Raw genomic sequence first — 14,891 nt, 5'->3', positions numbered from 1 at the left:
AATGGGCGAAGAAGAACTGACGCACCTGCTGGAGCGACTGCGGGAACGGCGGCTGTTCGATGAGGTGTTCGTGCTCATTCTGGAGCGCGAACCGCAGGGAGACTGGAAACTGCTGGACTACGGCATGAGAGAAATCTCCGACGTAGCCGCATGGCTGGCCGTACAGAAACAAAAATACACAAGCGAAAAGGAGAAAGCATGAAGAAGTTTATACCTCTTGTACTGGCGATAGTCGTGTTTGCGGTGGCGCTGGCGCTGAACCAGCCCGAGCCGCAGGTGAGTGTGGTGGTGGCAGCGGGCGATCTGCCCGAAGGACGGGTACTGACGGAGGGCGACCTGACGGCGAAGGAACTGCCCAAAAGCCTGGCGCCGGAGGGGGCGGTGAGCGACCCGCAGAGCCTGGTGGGGCAGCGGCTGCGGGTGGCGCGCAGCGCCGGAGACCCGGTACTGCCCGTCCACCTGGGCGGAGAGACGCTGGAACTGCGGCCCAACGAGCGCGCCGTGGCGCTTTCGGTCACTGCCGCGCAGGGGTTGGCGGGACTGCTCAAACCCGGCGACCGGGTGGGGGTGACGGTGATCGTGAACGCCAGCCAGCAGACCTTTGCCAAGTACATTGCAGGCGGTCTGCGGGTGCTGTGGATTGATCCCGCCTTCCGCCGTGAGGAAGCCCCTGCGCCGCAGGGCACGCCTGCCGCGGGCGGTGGACTGTTCGGCGGTGGGTCATCCACCGGCGGAGCGGTGGACACGGGCGGAACGGCAAAAGGGCTGGTGGTGCTGGCGGTGCCGGTGGAGGCGAAGAGCGTGGTGTACGACTTCAGTTTGCTGGGGGCGATGAACGAAACCCTGCCGGTGTATCTGGTGGATCTGCTTCCGGCGCTCTCGGCGCAGGGAGCGCAGTTTGGGCTGGTGCTGGAGCCGGAGAAGGCAAACGGCGAGGTGATCACCAGCGGGCTTTCTCTGCAGGGGATTGCGGTCACACCCGGGGCGACCCTGACGCCCACCCCGACCGGCGCGGCGCCTGCGCAGGATGCGGAAGCGGTCTCTACTCCTGAACCCACGAAGAAACCCTGAGGGAGGTGCAGCCATGTGGAACCATCCAGGTATGAATTTGCAGCAGGCGGCAGATGCGGTGACGGTCTTGCTGGCGGGGTCCATCCCGCGCCTGCAAGCCTGGTACACGGCGCTGGCGGCGGATGCGCGCTTCCGGGTAGCCATGCAGGCCAGCGACCCGCAGGACTTGAAGAGCAAACTGGTGACCAGCCCGGATGTACTGGTGCTGGACGCAGGGATTTACCCGGGCCCGCAGCCGTTGTTAGAGGACCTGACGCGCTACCACGGCGCGGCATACGTGCTGCTGCCCATGGAAGCCTCGCGGGAAGCCATGGACAGCGTGGCGCAAATCCCCTGCGTGAAGGGCGTGTACAAGGGGGAGATGAACCTGGTGGGGATGGCCGGGGAGATGTACGCCGCGGCACAGGCGCAGCGGCAGGCGCGCATGAGCGCCGGTATGGAGGCGCTGTGGAACCGCCCGCAGAGCGGCATGGGAGCCGGAGGCGCGCCGCTGGGCTTGCGGGTGGTGGCGGTGTGGAACCAGGCGGGCGGCGTGGGCAAGACCACCATCGCCACCAACCTGGCGTACGAAGCCGCGCGGCGGGGACTGCCCACCCTGCTGGTGGGCATGGGCGCGCCGGATGACCTGCCGCTGATTCTGGGCTTGAAGCCCGAACCCAACCTGAACCACTGGCGGGCCAATCCCACGGCGGAAGGGCTGAAACTGGCGCTGCAGAAGGTGGACACGCTGGACGTGCTGGCAGGCTTCCCGGATGTGCTCTCGGAAGCGCGGGCGATTACCACCCCGCTGGATGCCCCGGAGAGCATTCCCAAACTGGTGCTGACAGCCGCCTACATGGGGTATGCGGTGATTGTTCTGGACGCCCCGCCGACGGCATTAGCCAGTGCGGCGCTGGCGGCGGCTAACACCCTGGTGCTGGTGGCGCGTCCCTCGCTGGAAGGGGTGATGCGCACGGTGGAAGCCTACCGCACGGTGGTGGAGCGGCTGGCAGGTGAACACCACATTCCCGCGGCGGGGGTGTACGTGGCGTTGAACCGCACCGGCGCACGCATGGGTGCGGACGAGTGGCACAAAGCCGCTTCTGCTCTGCTGGGCAGACCCTTCCCGCCGGTGGTGGCGCAAATCCCGGACGAACCGAAGGTCGGCGAAGCGCAGGACGGGCGCAAACTGCCGTTGAACGTGAGCGACGGCTTTGCGCGGGGGGTGAAACCGCTGGCGGATGCGCTGTTCTCGCCGCAGGGGGCGCAGGCGCCGCAGAACGGCAGCAACGGGAAGAAGTCTTTTGAGATTTTCGGGGTGAGGGTGAAGGTATGAGTTGGCTGGAATTGATGGCACAAACCACCCCGGAGCAGGAAGCGCGGATTGTGGAACTGGCGTCCGGGGACTTGAAGAACCTGCCGCTGGCGGTCCTGCGTGACCGGCAGCAGTTGCAGGCGCGGGCGCAGGCGGCTGTATCCAGCGCGGCAACGCGGTTGGGGGTCTCGCTGACCCCGCAGTTGCAGTCCGCGCTGGCCAAGACGGTAGCGGCGCGCATTGGCGGACTGGGGGCGTTCGATGAACTCCTGCCCCCGGCGAGGACGGATCTGAGCGAGATCACCCTCAACCCGGACGGGACGCTCTGGATTCTGCGCAAGGGGGAACGCTTTTTCGAAAAATACAACCGCCAGCCTGGGCTGGATGAGGTGTGGCGCAGCGTGGAAGCCTTGCTGGCGCCGATTGGGCGGGCGATTTCGGAAGCCCAACCCTCGGTGGACGCCAAACTGCCGCGCATGGAAGGCATGGGCGGGGCGCGGGTGAAGATTGTCCATCCCGTACTGGCGCCGGGGCTGGGGTATCCGGCGGTGAACATCCGCCTGTTCGAGCCGCGCCCCGTGCCGCCGGAGCAGATCATCGCCTGGGGCGCCTGCCCGCAGGCGGTGATGGATGGTCTGCTGGAAGCGGTGGCGGGCGGTTTGCGCGTGCTGGTGATCGGCGGGACGGCGACCGGTAAAACGACCTTCCTTTCGGCATTGGCGCATGGAATACCGAAAGAGGCGCGCATTGTGAAGATTGAAGACCCGGAGGAAATCTGGCTGCCGCACCCCAACGTGGTGACGCTGGAAGCCCGACCGCAGGTGGTGGGGAGCGACGTGCCTGGCTATTCACTCTCCGATGGGGTAGATGACGCCATGCGCATGGCGCCGAACTGGCTGATGGTGGGCGAAGTGCGCACGGGGACGGCGGCGCTGTCGCTGTTCCGGGCGCAGATGAGCGATCATCCGGGGTTGTCCACCCTGCACGCCGAAGGGCCGGAAGCCGCCATCCACCGCCTGGGGGTGTTGATGTGGGCGGACGCGCAGGTGCGCATTGAAGCCGCCAAGGAGATGTTTGCCATGGCGGTAGACCTGGTGGTGCAGGTGGGCTGGAAGGACGGGCGGCGGCAGGTGCTGGGGGTGTGGGAGGTGAACCCGGAGTTGAAAGCGGGCAACGTCACCTTCCGTAAACTTTACCAGGCGGGAGAGTCGCAGATGGCGGAGATTAGCCGCCGGAGAGGAGGTGCAGGATGAAGCGGGAGCGCTGGGTGCAGTTCTTTGCGCCGGTGAACGGCGAGAGTTTTGGGCTTTTGGTGAACCTCTTGCAGAACGCTGTACTGGACGGGACGGAGCGGGTGCACCTGCTGCTTTCCACGCCCGGAGGCACGGTATCCTACGGTCTGACGCTCTACGCCCTGCTGCGCGGACTGCCCATCGAGGTGTGGACGTACAACGTCGGGCAGGTGGATTCGATTGGGGTCGTGGTGTACTGCGCCGGAAAGCGGCGTCTGGCAGCGCCGCAGACGCGGTTTTTGCTGCACGGCATTCGAACGCCGTTGGAGAGGGGCGTTTACACCACTGAACAGTTACGGGAAATCGTCGGCGAGATGGAGACCGACCAGCGCAATATCTGCCGCGTGCTGGCCGAGTCAACCGGGCAAGCGCTGGAAAAAGTGGAGCGGGACCTGTTCCACGCCCTGACGCTGCTGCCCGAACAGGCCAGGGAATACCGGTTGGTGGATGAGATTGTGACGGAGATCATCCCCTCGCAGGTATCCCTGACGACGATTTTCATCAAGGACGAGAGACACAACGAGAGAATGTACGTGGAGGAAAAATGACCCACACACTGGCGCAACTTCTCATGGCCGTGTCGCTTGCGGCGCTGGCGTACTATGCCCTGGAAGCGGTGGCGAAAAACCGCGGACGGGCAGCGAAGACCCTGGCGGACTACTACCAGCCGCTCACCCCGCAGGAAGAAAAGCCCATCCGCACGGGGTCGCTGGAACACAAAGTGCGCCTGGCGGGGGTGCAGTACCGGCTGAACGTGGTGGGCAAAGAGAAGGCGTACTACTACGGCGGGATGGTGGTCGTCGCGCTGGCGGCGCTGCTGGCGCTCATGTTCCTGGGCGTGCCCCTGCCGCTGTACCTGCTGGCGCCGGTGCTGGGCTGGGTGGTGGTGAGCGGGCAGGTGAACGGCGCGTGGAGCAAAATGCGCATGGCGCTGGAGAAGGAACTGCCCACGTTTCTGCTGCGCATGAGCGCGACCATCCAAGCCACGCCCAACGTCCCGGAGGCGGTAGCGGACGTCACCGCCTCGCTGGATCCGGCGGGACCGCTGCAGGCGTGGATGAAACGCCTGCTTACCGCCATGCAGACCGGCGGGCGCAAAGGGCTGGAGGAGATGCGCGAAGAAGCCGCAGCCATCTCCCCGTCCCTCATGCTGGCGGTGATGGAACTGGAACGCCTGTGGGAGACCGGCGGGAGCGGGTACGTGGAAGCCTTCCGGTTGGCCAGCGACAACCTGGCATCCATCCTGGAAGGGCGCGCCATGGCAGCCGCGAAGGCGGACGGCGCCTGGGGGACGGTGCGGGTGATTTTGCTGGCCCTGGGCGGCTCGCTGGTGGTGGCCATGTCAAGCGGCGCGGGCGGAGGGCTGTTCAACACCCCGGCGGTGCAGTTGGGACTGCTGCTTGCCCTGGCGTGGGCGGCCTTGGGGTGGAACGTGATCGGCGACATGATTCGGGAGGTGATGGAATGAGCGAAGCGGTGAGATTCCTGGTGCTGGGGCTTTCGATTGGCTTTGCCCTGGGCTACACCTTTGAGGTGCTGCGGGACTTCTTCATGGAGCGGAGGTGAGGGATGGAAGCGGCGCAGATTCTCATCCCACTGTCCCTGGCCCTGCTGGTGTGGGGCGTGGCGCAGAACGTGAAGGTGGGCGGAGGCAGAGCCGCCAAAGCTTTGAGCGAATACTACGCCGAACGCACGGAGAAGAAGACGAAGCAGGAAACAATCGGCGAAGCGGTGGCGGGCAAACTGCTTTCGGTGAAAACGTGGGAAGATCACCTGCGCTGGGCGCAGCGGGGCGGGCAGTACGTCGGGCAGTCGCTCGGCGGGGTGGTGTTCCAGAGTTTGCTGTTTGCTGGAGCAGGCTTGCTGGTGGTGATGGTCAACCCGGCGCCGCTGAGTCTGCTGGTGCCGGTGATGGCGTTCGCCTACCCGCTGGTGCGGCTGCGGTCAAAGGCGAACACGGTACGCAAGCGGGTGTTCCGCACCCTGCCGGAGACGGCGGCGCTGATTGCCGCAGAACTGGCGGCAGGCACCGCTCCGGACGTGGCGGTAGCGCGGGCGGCGGCGATTCCGGGACCGCTCTCAACGCTCCTGCGGGAAGCGGTGGAGATGAGCCGCGGGACGGGCAGGCCGTTGTTCTCGCGCAAGCCTATCTCCGGGACGCTGGTCGAGGCGATGGGCGCCAGCGGCATTCCCGCCCTGCACGCCTTTGGCAGTCAGTTAGACCTGGTCGCCAGCAAGGGCGTGGCAGGGGCGGCGCTGATGAGCGAAATTGCCCGCGCCCTGGGACAGGAGTACCGCGCCAAACTGCAAAGCGAGGTGGAGAAACTGGACTCCCGCCTGGTGCTGGTGGTGGCGCTGTTCTTCTTCGTGCCGTTCGTGGCGCTGCTGCTGTTTGCGGCGCTGAACCCGATATTGACCGTCTTCCTGGAGGGCTAGAGGATGGGCAGGCGAGTTCTTTTCCTGGTTGCGCTTTTCTCCCTGCTGGTGGCGGGAGTGTCCCCGATTCGGGCGCAGAGCCTGCCGACGGTGGAAGTGTGGGTGAGCGTACGACCCTAACAGACAAGCCTTTGTCATGGTGGTGCCGCGGCTGGAGGCGTATGAGTTTGTCATCCGCGCGGCTGGCTACCAGAGCACGGTGCGGCAGGGGACGGGACTGGAACCGGTGAGCGTGCTGTTGGTCTTTCTGCAGCCGCAGGCAGGCCAGGGGCAGACGTACCGCGTCTTCCTGCCGCTGGTGCTCCAGCCGAACAGCGTGGTAATCCCGCCCTACGACCCGCAGGCAGCCCTCAACCGGCTGAATGCGTGGCGGAGGCTGGCGGGAGTGCCGGTGGTGCAGGGAAATCCGCAACTGCACGCGGGCTGTCGGGCGCATGCGCGCTACACGGCGCAGAACGCCCTGCTCGGGCATGTGGAAGACCCCCAACTGCCGAATTACACCGCAGAGGGCGACTTCTGCGGGCAGGCGGGGGTGGTGAGCCTGGGAGCAGAAGTGTACCCCTCGGACGAGCAGATGGTGGACGCGCTGTTGGTCTCGCCGTTCCATGCGCTGTACGCGCTGGATCCGCGATTGGTGGAGGTGGGCTTTGGCAGTTACCGCCATGCGGATATCTGGGGCGGGGTCTTCTCGGCGGCGGCGCTGGACGTCTTTCACGGGCTGGATTCCGGGCAGAGCGTGACCCCCTGGGTGTTCCCGGGCTGGGGAAAGACGGTGGAGTACCTGACCTACGACGGGCGGGGCATCCCCGACCCGCTGACGTCCTGCCCGGGCTACACTGCCCCGAGCGGCACCGTGCTGATAGCGGCCTTCGGTGAGGGCGAGGTAGAGGTGGAGTGGAGCACGCTGAACCGCGGGAGTGAGGTGCTGGAGCATTGCGTCCTCACCGCCGCGACCTACACCCACCCCAATCCGGAAGTGCAGAGGGAGGGGCGCGCGGCGTTATGGGCGCAGGGAGCCGTGTTGCTGGTGCCACGCCAACCGCTGCAGGCGGGGAACTGGTACGCCTTTACGGTGCGGCTGAAGGACGGACGGGAGGCGCACGGGCTGTTTCAGACGGCGCCAACGCCGAAGCAGGCGGTGACGATGCAGGTGCGGTAAATGCAGGTGGAAATTGTCTCACCGGTGAAGTTTGTCACCTTCCTGGCAGGGCTGATCCTGCTGGTAGGCGGGGTGTGGGGGCTGGTGCACGTCCCCCAGGGAGCGGCAGCGGCGCAAGCCCTGCCCTCTCCGACCCCCACACCCCTGCTGACGGCGGCGGTGTTTGAACCGACCGCCACCCCGATGGCTGTGCCAACGGCGACACCCATGCCCACACCCACTGCTGTGCCGGACAACCTCCAGACCTATCTGGAGGGATGTCGAAAGGGTGGGGCGGCGGCTTTCACGCCGGACTACGCCGGGGCGGTGGTGGCGGCGTCCTGCAATCACGGCGGGGAGAACCGTCCGCAGGCGGTGGTGGTGCATGCCACGGAGGGCGAATTGCCCGCAGCCCTGGCGCACCTGCGCGACCCGCAGAGCCGGGTGAGCGCGCATTACGTGGTAGATCGGGACGGGACGGTGTATCAGTTAGTCCCGGAGCGGGCGGTGGCGTACCATGTCGCCTGCGGGGTGGAAGGCTGTGTATCGTCCTGCCCGGCGTTTCTGTGCGGGGACGGTAGACCGGAGAGCCGCAGTATCGGGATTGAACTGGTGAACCGCGGCAAAGTGCCGCAGGACTGGCGGGGAGCGGTGTACGAGGACTACGGGATGGCGTTCGGCTGGCGCTGGTTGACCCGCGCCTGTACCTGGCGGCGTGGCTGGGGACGGTTGGAGTGTACCTGCTGTGGTGGCTGGTGCGCCGCGAACGCAGCATGCCGGGCTATGTGGGCTTTCTGGTGGGGGTGGTGGGGTGGATGATTATTTCTGGCGTTTTGCCAGCCATTTCTTGAGGGATTCTGGGTTTTCAAGGGAACGGCGTCCCTTAAGAATTCCGCTTACACTCAAATCCTCGTCCAGTTCTGGCCAATGGATGTACTCCCCTTCGCCGATAATCTCGAAATGAGCGCGCTCGCTCTCGCTACCATACCACAGTCTGGGGTACCAGGCGAGCGGGACGCTGATAACACGTCCGTCGGTCAGTTCCACGACGAGCATATCTTCAGTAATCCGAACGGACTGGGCACGTGCCTGCTGGATTTCATTGACCAAAGTGCTCATACCAACGCTCCAAGAGATACGTCTGGTTTTCCTGAACCAGTTTACCAATCTGGTTAAGTTCCTGTGCTTTGAACCCACCGGATTTTTCCAGTTGGACCGGATCCAGCCAGAATTTAGCGACAAACTTTTCCCGTTGCACATGGATATGAGGCGGTTCACCGTAATCCAGAGAAACGAAAAAGAAGCGATAAGGGCCAATAACCAGAACGGTAGGCATGGGCTCAGATGAACTTTCCAGTTGAGATTATAACGCAAAACATTCCGTACAACTACAGTTGTACTGCGTAAAACGCCCGAAAACGCGGTAAAACTGCCCGTTTTTGCCCCCGTAAGGGGCAAAAAACACGCAGTACAACTGCGCAATACTTTCTGACCGGCTAAAATTTCACCTAAACTGGAACTTCAAATCTCTGAGCATTTCCACGGTGCTGATCCACTGCACCTCAACAAGCTGGCAAACGTTGGGAATATGAATTTTCTTTCCGCCCACCTTACCATTAGATTTTTGGTCCTCGTTCTTCCACTTCTCTTCAGTCACAACGATCAGGCCGTGCGCTCTGGCATATGCGATCACCATGGGATCTGAACAGTCGAGAAAATCCTCTGCGATGTGATCTTCATAGCGGCGCCTTACCAAATCGGCGATGTTTCCGAATTCAATCCAGGCATCTTCGTCAAGGGGGAGAAAGAAATCCTTCCCATGTTCTTTTACCCACCTCACCAGGGCGTTTTGCTCTTTGTGCTCCACAATCTCATCATAAATGGGCAAAATACTGCACAGGATTTGCTTTTGCCTCCATTCCAGTAAGGCATCCCAGAATGCAGGAGCGATGTCAAAAGCATACCACCCTTTGCTGGGCTCAATGAATACATTGGCATCCAGGCAATACTTCATAGTCGACCTGTTTTCATCCTGTTCAGGGCTTTCTCAAGGGTAGCGAGGTTGGTATTGAGCAGGCGAGCCGCGTCACGATAAAGGACCTTTCCCTGTCTCAACGCCTGAAGAACTTCGGTGACAACGGTCTGGCTGTTGCGGGCCTGCCAGGTAGCATAGAAACTTCCACCGCCTGTTTTCTTTCTAAGTGGAATTACCTGCCGGTATATTTCTTCGTATGCAGCACGAAAAAGAGGGGCATCCAGTCTGTTCAATTCACAGGCCCGGAGCAAAACAGCGGGTGCGCTGACTTTGAACTCTCTGGCAAGCTGTTGAGCCGCATTCAGGATTTCAGGGAGCGTTGTTGTTCCAGATGGCCAGTGTTCTAGAAAAGGGTTCTGAGGGAGCAGAAGTTCTGCGGCAACGCGATTACAAAACCGTTCGGTTTCGGAAGTATCCAGTGGGTTATCGGCGGTCAAAGGGTTGGAGATGCCCCCTGCCCCAATCCAAAGATGGGCCAGTTCATGGGCAAGAGTAAAGATCTGCCCTGCAATACTATCCTGAGCGTTGATGAAAATGACCGGCGCATAATTGTCAGGTAAATTAAAACCGCGAAACTCTTCCACACTCAACGGACGGCGGTTATCGGAAAGGACAACGCCGTTGCGAATTACCGCTATACCGGCTTTTTCGGCATGTTTCACCAGCTTTTGTAAATGCTCGTTCCAGGAATATAACCCTTTAGCGGTTGGGGAAGGCAGATCCAGGACGGAACGAATCTGTTCTGCAACCGTTTGAGGGCTATCTTCCGGAGAAAATTTTCCGATAAAAGGCAAAGGCGAAAAGCCTTCCTCAACCCGCCATTCATGCAGCCAGGCTTGTTTACGCTTTGCATCATTCAGCACGGATTCCAGTTCGGGGCTGAAACGTCCAATCTGGGATTCGGGTAATCTGCGGAAGTCAGGGACGGCAGAAGGCGCAAAGGGGGGTTGGGAGAGGAAAAGATATCCAAAAGGAATGTGAAGAGCATGCGCCAGTTTCTCAGCCTGACGGTAGGTAGGCGCTGTCTCACCCTGTTCCCACGACTGGAGCACTTCTGGTTTTACCCCTGTTTTTCGAGCAAGGGTATTGAAATCCAGCAGCGAGCGTTCTCGGGCCCATTTCAACAGGGATGGGGTGATTTTTAAACGAGGAGAAGATGAAATTCTGCCTGACGGATTCATATCTTTATTATACGAGGGATGTAAAAAACACGCAGTACAACTGCGCAACTTGCGCGAACGGTTCGTTTTCGGTATGATACAGGCAGACGTGCACCAAAAGCCCCTGCCCCGGGGTGGTGCTCGTTTTGCTTTAAATCCATTTCATTTCAAGGAGGTTGTTGTATGTTTGCTAAACTGTACGTTCGTCTTCAATCTGCGCGGGCTGAGCTGGACGAAAAAGCCCTGCTCATCGCCCTGTTCGTCATCGCGGCAATTGTGGGTCTGTCCCCGCTGGGTCAGGCGATTGCTGCCAAGTTCCAGCAGCTAGCAACCACGCTGGGCAGTTAGGCGCAAGGAGGGCAGGGATGAGACGGTGGATACAACGGTTGGGATCGCGCCGCGCGGAACTGGACGAAGCCGCCTTCGCCCTGCCCGTCCTGCTGCTGGTCTCGCTGGGACTGGTGAACCTGGCATTGCTGGGCTTTGCGGCGATCAACGCCGCGAACGCCGCCGAGTACGGAGCGCGCATGGGAAGCATGGCGCAGACTGCGCCGGTCAGCGCCGCCTACGCTGCGGCGCAGAACAAACTCTCAGCGGTGCGGGTGGGCAACTACACCGTATCCGTGACGGGCGGCGGACAGCCCGGCAGCCCGATCACCGTATCGGTGACCTACCGGGTGCCGAACTACTTCGGCGGGCTGGGCAGGCTGTTCGGGGTATCCACCCCGGCAGAGTTTCAGGGACGGGCGAACGCTATATTCCGGCAGGAGGGCTGGTGAGATGATTCCCAAAACCCGGCGAGAACGGGAGCGCGGCTCCAGCCTGGCATGGACGGCGGCGTTTCTGGGACTGGTGCTCATTCCGCTGCTGATGCTGGTTGGAGACGGCGCACGACTGCTGTACGTGCGCGGACGGCTGGCGCAGGCGACGGATGCCGCCTGTGAGGATGTGTCCTGGAGCATTTCCGACCGGACAACGTGGCAGCGGATCAGGGACGACCGCTACCTTCAGAACTGGTATCTGGTAGGACGGGCGCAGAACACGTTCTACCAGATGCTGGAGGAGAAGAGCGCGGTGAAGTATTCCCCCAGCCTTTCCCTGCGGCTGGACTGGGAGAACGGACAGGCGGAGTGCCGGGCACAGGCCCGTGTGCCTCTCATGGTTACATTCGGACAGGAGGTGACCATTCGGACGGCTGTAAACGCCCGAATGCGCTTTGCCGGATTGCAGTGACGTCGGAAGGAACCCCCGGGGCAGTCCGACGTCACCGGGGCGTGGACGCTCATCATCCCATACTGGAGGTGAGCGATGACCAGAAGTCTGGCAGGCGCCATGTGGGCGATGCTGATTCGAGTGGCTCTTACGGCAATGGTGGGACGGTTGTTGACCGAGGCGCTGGCGGGATACTACGCGGGGCTGACCCGCACCCTGCTGCGCCTGATGCAGTGACCGGCAAGGGAGGGCAGGCGCTCACTGGGGGCGCACCCCTCGACCACAGCCGTTTTCTCAAGAGGAGGTGCAGGTGGAGATTGATTTGAGCGGTGTGAAGAAAGAGAGCGGATGGTACGCGGTGATGACACTTCTGGCGCTGCTGGGGCTGATGGCGCTGGGACGGGTGTTTACCCCGGAAGGCGGGCGGCTGCTCACCTGGCAGGAGTGGCAGGTGCGCAAGCTCCAGCAGGCGTATCGGGCGGAGCGCCTGCAGCTGCTGGAGGATACCAACCGGCTGGCAGAACTGCTGGCGGGGGAGCGTCCCGACCCGGCACGGGTGCAGGTTGAGGTGGGCGCTGTGCGGCGGCGGTTGTCCACGCAGAAGGTGGAGAGCCTGGCTGCGGCACGGGCAGAGGTGGATGCGGCGGCGCAGGCGGTGCTGGAATGGGCGAGCGGAATCGGGGAGTACAACGCCGCAGTGGCGGCGGTACAGGCGGCGCTGGAGGCGCTGGATGGCGGCGGATGATCTGCGGTTGAAGATGCTGGATGACCTGCTGACGGCGGAGCGCGGCTTCCGCGACATGGCGGAGCGCAAGGTGCGCGCGCTGGTGGGGGTGCTGACCGAACTGGCGTACCGGCTGGACGGGGAGCGTCTGGAGCGGATGCGGCAACTGGACCCGGGCGCGCCGGGGACGTGGAAGCCGGAGGACTGGCGCAGTTTCTTTCTGGCAGTCTCGCTGACACCGCAGGCAGGCTGGGGCAAGTCCAACGGTAACGGGAACGGCAACGGTCATGCGGCGGAAATCGCCGCCTTACAGGCGAAGATTGCCGCGCTGGAGCGGGAACTGGCGCTGGCAAAGGCGTCACCCTACCAGCGCAGGGTGGATGTGGACAATCCGCTGCTGCCCGCTGCACCCCCTCCGGTCCCGGTTGCGTCGGAGGGGCGGCTGGCGGGGTTTGTGATGCCGAAAATCCCCAGAGCGTATGAATACCGCTGGCAGGTGCGCGGGCAGATGAGCAGGGCGGATGAGGAACTGCACCTGAAGCGGCGGGGGATGGTGCTGAAGTGCCTGGCGGAGGGCTTGAACGTGCAGGTCGAGATTGGGCGGTACGTGGGAGATGCCACCGGTGCGCAGTACCGCAGCGGCGCCATCCGGCGGGTGTTCGAGGCGCTGGAAGAGAGCGGGCTGATTGTGCGGCAGACGCTTTCGATGAGCGTCACCGGGAATATGCCCACCCGGCTGGCGGTGGCGCGGCTGAGCGAGGAAGGCAGGCAGTTCTGCCGTGCATTGGGCTGGCAGGTGGTGGAGGGCGAGTGGGAGCGCCTGCTGAAGGACCACGAAGGCGAGAAGCAGGAAGGGCATACCCTGGCAGTATTGCTGTTTGCCACCGCTGCAAGACTGCGGGGATGGACGGTGGAGATTCTGCCCGAGGTGCAGGGCAACGCGCGCCCGGATCTGTGCATCTCAAAGGACGGGCAGAGAGGGTACGTCGAAGTGGAAACCGGCACGCGCCTGCATGAGGGGAATGCCAAGTGGCGCATGAATGCAGAACTCAACGGCGGACGGGTGATGCTTGTAGCGCGCAACGTGGAGGAGCGCGGGGTGCTGGCGGCGGACTGCCGTCACGTAGCGGCGCACGGCTGTGCCACGGACGTGGAGACGCTGATTGCGGGCAAGTTTGCGGAGGTGAACGAGGAAGATCCGCTGTGGGCGGAGGAATGGTGAGCGCACCGGCATAGTGCGGAGCAGGGTGCAAGTCCCTACGGTGCGACTGGCGGAAGCGCCAAAAAGCAGAATCTTCACAATCTCTGTCTCCCCGTCCCGGCGGTTTCTCCGCCGGGTGAGGAGAGTTGTGTTCCCCGCCGGGTGGAGACCGCCGCGGGCGGTCTGAAACACCAATTTCAGACTACACAGGGAGGCAGAGATGGAAACCATTCTGGCTGTTTTTCTCATCGGTGGCATGGTTGGCTGGTGGATTTGGATGTTGATCTACCTGAAGCGCGACTACCCAATCGAAGAGAGATTGCAACGGTATGTCCGGCGCTGACGCCAATACGCAGGCTACCCGCCTGCGTATTTTTTTTACTTGCACACGACCAAAAAATTGTTATAATACAACCAGAACAACAACAATTCAGGGACGGCCACAAGCCTCCCCGATGCGATGGCTACCCGCCAGAGCCTTTCCCGCAGATGCGGCAGGTTCTGGCTTTTTTGTTATGACCCGGCACAGTGCCGGAATGCGGTGCAAGTCCGCACGGGTCAACTTCTCCCGGTGGCCACAAGCCCTGTGAGAACACGGAACATTAACACGGGTAAATAGCACAATCTCCTTTCTCCCTCTCTGTGCGGCAGGAAACTGCTGTGCGGAAGGGGAGAAAGGAGGTCAAGATGATGCCTTATTTACTCGCAGCGGGAAGCGTGATATTGCTTCTGGCACTGCTGCTGATCGTATCCGTCATCGCCACTGTGGTGATGATGGGGGCGTTCAACCTATTGAGGTTGATTGTGCTGCTGCGTGCCGGGAGGCAAATCATCCTGTACCGCAAGTATCCGTAAGTTCCGTGATGAGGTGGGCTACCCGCTCATCTCCATCTTCACTCCGCACAGTGCCATGTGCGGGTGCAAGTCCCGCAGGAGTGACCTGCCCGCAAGGGGCGCAGAACCTTACAAACGCAACAAGTCTGCCATCCGCCCTCGTAGTTCCGCCGGTGCAACTCCGGCAGGGCGGTTTTGGCGGGGCGGAATAAACAGGCGTCTCCTGCAAGATAGGGAATGTCACAAACATTCCCTTCAAGACCGGGAGATGTGTGCGGCAAAACGGAAGCCGCACATTCCACAATTCCGGCTCTGCCCGCCGGACGCCAAAATCCACCCGAAAGGAGGTGAGAGCCTGCAATACCCAAATTTGATTGGGGGAGCGGGCGCAAACTCCGGCACAGCCGGGAACGGGTTGCGGCGTCCAATCCCCCGCCGGGCAGGATACCCATCCTGCCCGCCATGCCAAATTCCCGACCGGGCGGATAAACCCG

Annotated in this window: 21 protein-coding genes; 17 read left to right on the top strand and 4 right to left on the bottom strand. The window is 62.4% G+C overall.

What is annotated here, in order from left to right; genetic code table 11:
* Position 1: 1 nt before the first annotated feature.
* The 9 genes from ANT_RS12025 to ANT_RS16575 all read left to right on the top strand — a co-directional run bounded on the left by ANT_RS12025 (position 2) and on the right by ANT_RS16575 (position 8,050).
* Positions 2-202, top strand: a complete 201-nt coding sequence (locus ANT_RS12025) for a hypothetical protein (protein ID WP_013560795.1) — start codon at positions 2-4, stop codon at positions 200-202.
* Positions 199-1,071 carry a Flp pilus assembly protein CpaB gene (gene cpaB, locus ANT_RS16580; protein WP_013560544.1) on the top strand — a complete coding sequence of 291 codons (873 nt, stop codon included), beginning with the start codon at positions 199-201 and terminating at the stop codon, positions 1,069-1,071. Before ANT_RS12025 ends, cpaB begins: the two co-directional genes overlap by 4 nt.
* Before the next feature lie 13 nt (positions 1,072-1,084).
* A complete protein-coding gene (locus ANT_RS12015) occupies positions 1,085-2,386 on the top strand; it encodes a CpaE/TadZ family protein (RefSeq protein WP_013560794.1) in 1,302 nt (433 codons plus the stop codon).
* A complete protein-coding gene (locus tag ANT_RS12010) occupies positions 2,383-3,618 on the top strand; it encodes a TadA family conjugal transfer-associated ATPase (protein WP_013560793.1) in 1,236 nt (411 codons plus the stop codon). The genes ANT_RS12015 and ANT_RS12010 overlap by 4 nt, the downstream gene beginning before the upstream one ends.
* Complete coding sequence (locus ANT_RS12005; protein WP_013560792.1) at positions 3,615-4,205, top strand: ClpP family protease; 591 nt, start codon at positions 3,615-3,617, stop codon at positions 4,203-4,205. Before ANT_RS12010 ends, ANT_RS12005 begins: the two co-directional genes overlap by 4 nt.
* Positions 4,202-5,125, top strand: a complete 924-nt coding sequence (locus tag ANT_RS12000) for a hypothetical protein (RefSeq protein ID WP_013560791.1) — start codon at positions 4,202-4,204, stop codon at positions 5,123-5,125. The genes ANT_RS12005 and ANT_RS12000 overlap by 4 nt, the downstream gene beginning before the upstream one ends.
* Before the next feature lie 167 nt (positions 5,126-5,292).
* On the top strand, positions 5,293-6,093 hold the full coding sequence (locus ANT_RS11995; protein ID WP_231854278.1) for a hypothetical protein: 801 nt from the start codon (positions 5,293-5,295) through the stop codon (positions 6,091-6,093).
* A 136-nt stretch (positions 6,094-6,229) separates the two neighbouring features.
* The gene (locus ANT_RS11990; protein WP_013560787.1) at positions 6,230-7,252 is read left to right on the top strand and encodes a CAP domain-containing protein; all 1,023 of its coding nucleotides are present in this window, start codon (positions 6,230-6,232) and stop codon (positions 7,250-7,252) included.
* On the top strand, positions 7,253-8,050 hold the full coding sequence (locus ANT_RS16575) for an N-acetylmuramoyl-L-alanine amidase (RefSeq protein WP_013560786.1): 798 nt from the start codon (positions 7,253-7,255) through the stop codon (positions 8,048-8,050).
* Here the strand turns inward: ANT_RS16575 and ANT_RS11980 are convergent, their stop codons facing one another.
* From ANT_RS11980 to ANT_RS11965, 4 genes are all read right to left on the bottom strand, one after another.
* The gene (locus tag ANT_RS11980) at positions 8,051-8,350 is read right to left on the bottom strand and encodes a DUF2442 domain-containing protein (RefSeq protein ID WP_013560534.1); all 300 of its coding nucleotides are present in this window, start codon (positions 8,348-8,350) and stop codon (positions 8,051-8,053) included.
* Positions 8,331-8,567 carry a DUF4160 domain-containing protein gene (locus tag ANT_RS11975; protein WP_013560533.1) on the bottom strand — a complete coding sequence of 79 codons (237 nt, stop codon included), beginning with the start codon at positions 8,565-8,567 and terminating at the stop codon, positions 8,331-8,333. Before ANT_RS11975 ends, ANT_RS11980 begins: the two co-directional genes overlap by 20 nt.
* A 168-nt stretch (positions 8,568-8,735) precedes the next feature.
* Entirely contained in the window at positions 8,736-9,245 is a 510-nt protein-coding gene (locus tag ANT_RS11970; protein WP_013560532.1) for a DUF4411 family protein, read from the bottom strand.
* Positions 9,242-10,390, bottom strand: coding sequence for an XRE family transcriptional regulator (locus tag ANT_RS11965; protein WP_172634617.1), 1,149 nt, complete (start codon positions 10,388-10,390; stop codon positions 9,242-9,244). Before ANT_RS11965 ends, ANT_RS11970 begins: the two co-directional genes overlap by 4 nt.
* Before the next feature lie 219 nt (positions 10,391-10,609).
* On the opposite strand from ANT_RS11965, the gene ANT_RS17450 reads away from it, so the two are divergent.
* The 8 genes from ANT_RS17450 to ANT_RS17440 all read left to right on the top strand — a co-directional run bounded on the left by ANT_RS17450 (position 10,610) and on the right by ANT_RS17440 (position 14,418).
* Positions 10,610-10,774: a hypothetical protein gene (locus tag ANT_RS17450; RefSeq protein ID WP_013560530.1), complete on the top strand. Its 165-nt coding sequence runs from the start codon at positions 10,610-10,612 to the stop codon at positions 10,772-10,774.
* Between the two features lie 17 nt (positions 10,775-10,791).
* Positions 10,792-11,205: a hypothetical protein gene (locus ANT_RS16570; protein WP_013560529.1), complete on the top strand. Its 414-nt coding sequence runs from the start codon at positions 10,792-10,794 to the stop codon at positions 11,203-11,205.
* Between the two features lies 1 nt (position 11,206).
* Positions 11,207-11,659, top strand: coding sequence for a hypothetical protein (locus ANT_RS11955; protein ID WP_013560528.1), 453 nt, complete (start codon positions 11,207-11,209; stop codon positions 11,657-11,659).
* A 75-nt stretch (positions 11,660-11,734) separates the two neighbouring features.
* Positions 11,735-11,875 (top strand): hypothetical protein, encoded by a 141-nt coding sequence (locus tag ANT_RS17445; protein ID WP_013560527.1) that lies wholly within the window; start codon positions 11,735-11,737, stop codon positions 11,873-11,875.
* Between the two features lie 73 nt (positions 11,876-11,948).
* Entirely contained in the window at positions 11,949-12,383 is a 435-nt protein-coding gene (locus ANT_RS11950) for a hypothetical protein (protein WP_041454944.1), read from the top strand.
* Complete coding sequence (locus ANT_RS11945; RefSeq protein ID WP_013560525.1) at positions 12,370-13,584, top strand: hypothetical protein; 1,215 nt, start codon at positions 12,370-12,372, stop codon at positions 13,582-13,584. The genes ANT_RS11950 and ANT_RS11945 overlap by 14 nt, the downstream gene beginning before the upstream one ends.
* Positions 13,585-13,783: 199 nt before the next feature.
* A complete protein-coding gene (locus ANT_RS18010; protein ID WP_013560785.1) occupies positions 13,784-13,906 on the top strand; it encodes a hypothetical protein in 123 nt (40 codons plus the stop codon).
* Positions 13,907-14,250: 344 nt separating this feature from the next.
* Positions 14,251-14,418, top strand: a complete 168-nt coding sequence (locus tag ANT_RS17440; protein WP_013560784.1) for a hypothetical protein — start codon at positions 14,251-14,253, stop codon at positions 14,416-14,418.
* The last annotated feature ends 473 nt before the right edge of the window (positions 14,419-14,891 follow it).

It is taken from the genome of Anaerolinea thermophila UNI-1 (genome assembly GCF_000199675.1).
Taxonomy (GTDB): Bacteria; Chloroflexota; Anaerolineae; order Anaerolineales; family Anaerolineaceae; genus Anaerolinea; species Anaerolinea thermophila.
This window is presented reverse-complemented; position numbering and strand designations above follow the sequence as displayed.

Bases quoted from the DNA above. Each gene is read 5' to 3' on its own strand.
- ANT_RS12025 (WP_013560795.1), top strand. From the start codon at position 2: ATGGGCGAAGAAGAACTGACGCACCTGCTGGAGCGACTGCGGGAACGG.
- cpaB (WP_013560544.1), top strand. From the start codon at position 199: ATGAAGAAGTTTATACCTCTTGTACTGGCGATAGTCGTGTTTGCGGTG.
- ANT_RS12015 (WP_013560794.1), top strand. From the start codon at position 1,085: ATGTGGAACCATCCAGGTATGAATTTGCAGCAGGCGGCAGATGCGGTG.
- ANT_RS12010 (WP_013560793.1), top strand. From the start codon at position 2,383: ATGAGTTGGCTGGAATTGATGGCACAAACCACCCCGGAGCAGGAAGCG.
- ANT_RS12005 (WP_013560792.1), top strand. From the start codon at position 3,615: ATGAAGCGGGAGCGCTGGGTGCAGTTCTTTGCGCCGGTGAACGGCGAG.
- ANT_RS12000 (WP_013560791.1), top strand. From the start codon at position 4,202: ATGACCCACACACTGGCGCAACTTCTCATGGCCGTGTCGCTTGCGGCG.
- ANT_RS11990 (WP_013560787.1), top strand. From the start codon at position 6,230: ATGGTGGTGCCGCGGCTGGAGGCGTATGAGTTTGTCATCCGCGCGGCT.
- ANT_RS16575 (WP_013560786.1), top strand. From the start codon at position 7,253: ATGCAGGTGGAAATTGTCTCACCGGTGAAGTTTGTCACCTTCCTGGCA.
- ANT_RS11980 (WP_013560534.1), bottom strand. From the start codon at position 8,350: ATGAGCACTTTGGTCAATGAAATCCAGCAGGCACGTGCCCAGTCCGTT.
- ANT_RS11975 (WP_013560533.1), bottom strand. From the start codon at position 8,567: ATGCCTACCGTTCTGGTTATTGGCCCTTATCGCTTCTTTTTCGTTTCT.
- ANT_RS11970 (WP_013560532.1), bottom strand. From the start codon at position 9,245: ATGAAGTATTGCCTGGATGCCAATGTATTCATTGAGCCCAGCAAAGGG.
- ANT_RS17450 (WP_013560530.1), top strand. From the start codon at position 10,610: ATGTTTGCTAAACTGTACGTTCGTCTTCAATCTGCGCGGGCTGAGCTG.
- ANT_RS16570 (WP_013560529.1), top strand. From the start codon at position 10,792: ATGAGACGGTGGATACAACGGTTGGGATCGCGCCGCGCGGAACTGGAC.
- ANT_RS11955 (WP_013560528.1), top strand. From the start codon at position 11,207: ATGATTCCCAAAACCCGGCGAGAACGGGAGCGCGGCTCCAGCCTGGCA.
- ANT_RS17445 (WP_013560527.1), top strand. From the start codon at position 11,735: ATGACCAGAAGTCTGGCAGGCGCCATGTGGGCGATGCTGATTCGAGTG.
- ANT_RS11945 (WP_013560525.1), top strand. From the start codon at position 12,370: ATGGCGGCGGATGATCTGCGGTTGAAGATGCTGGATGACCTGCTGACG.
- ANT_RS18010 (WP_013560785.1), top strand. From the start codon at position 13,784: ATGGAAACCATTCTGGCTGTTTTTCTCATCGGTGGCATGGTTGGCTGG.
- ANT_RS17440 (WP_013560784.1), top strand. From the start codon at position 14,251: ATGATGCCTTATTTACTCGCAGCGGGAAGCGTGATATTGCTTCTGGCA.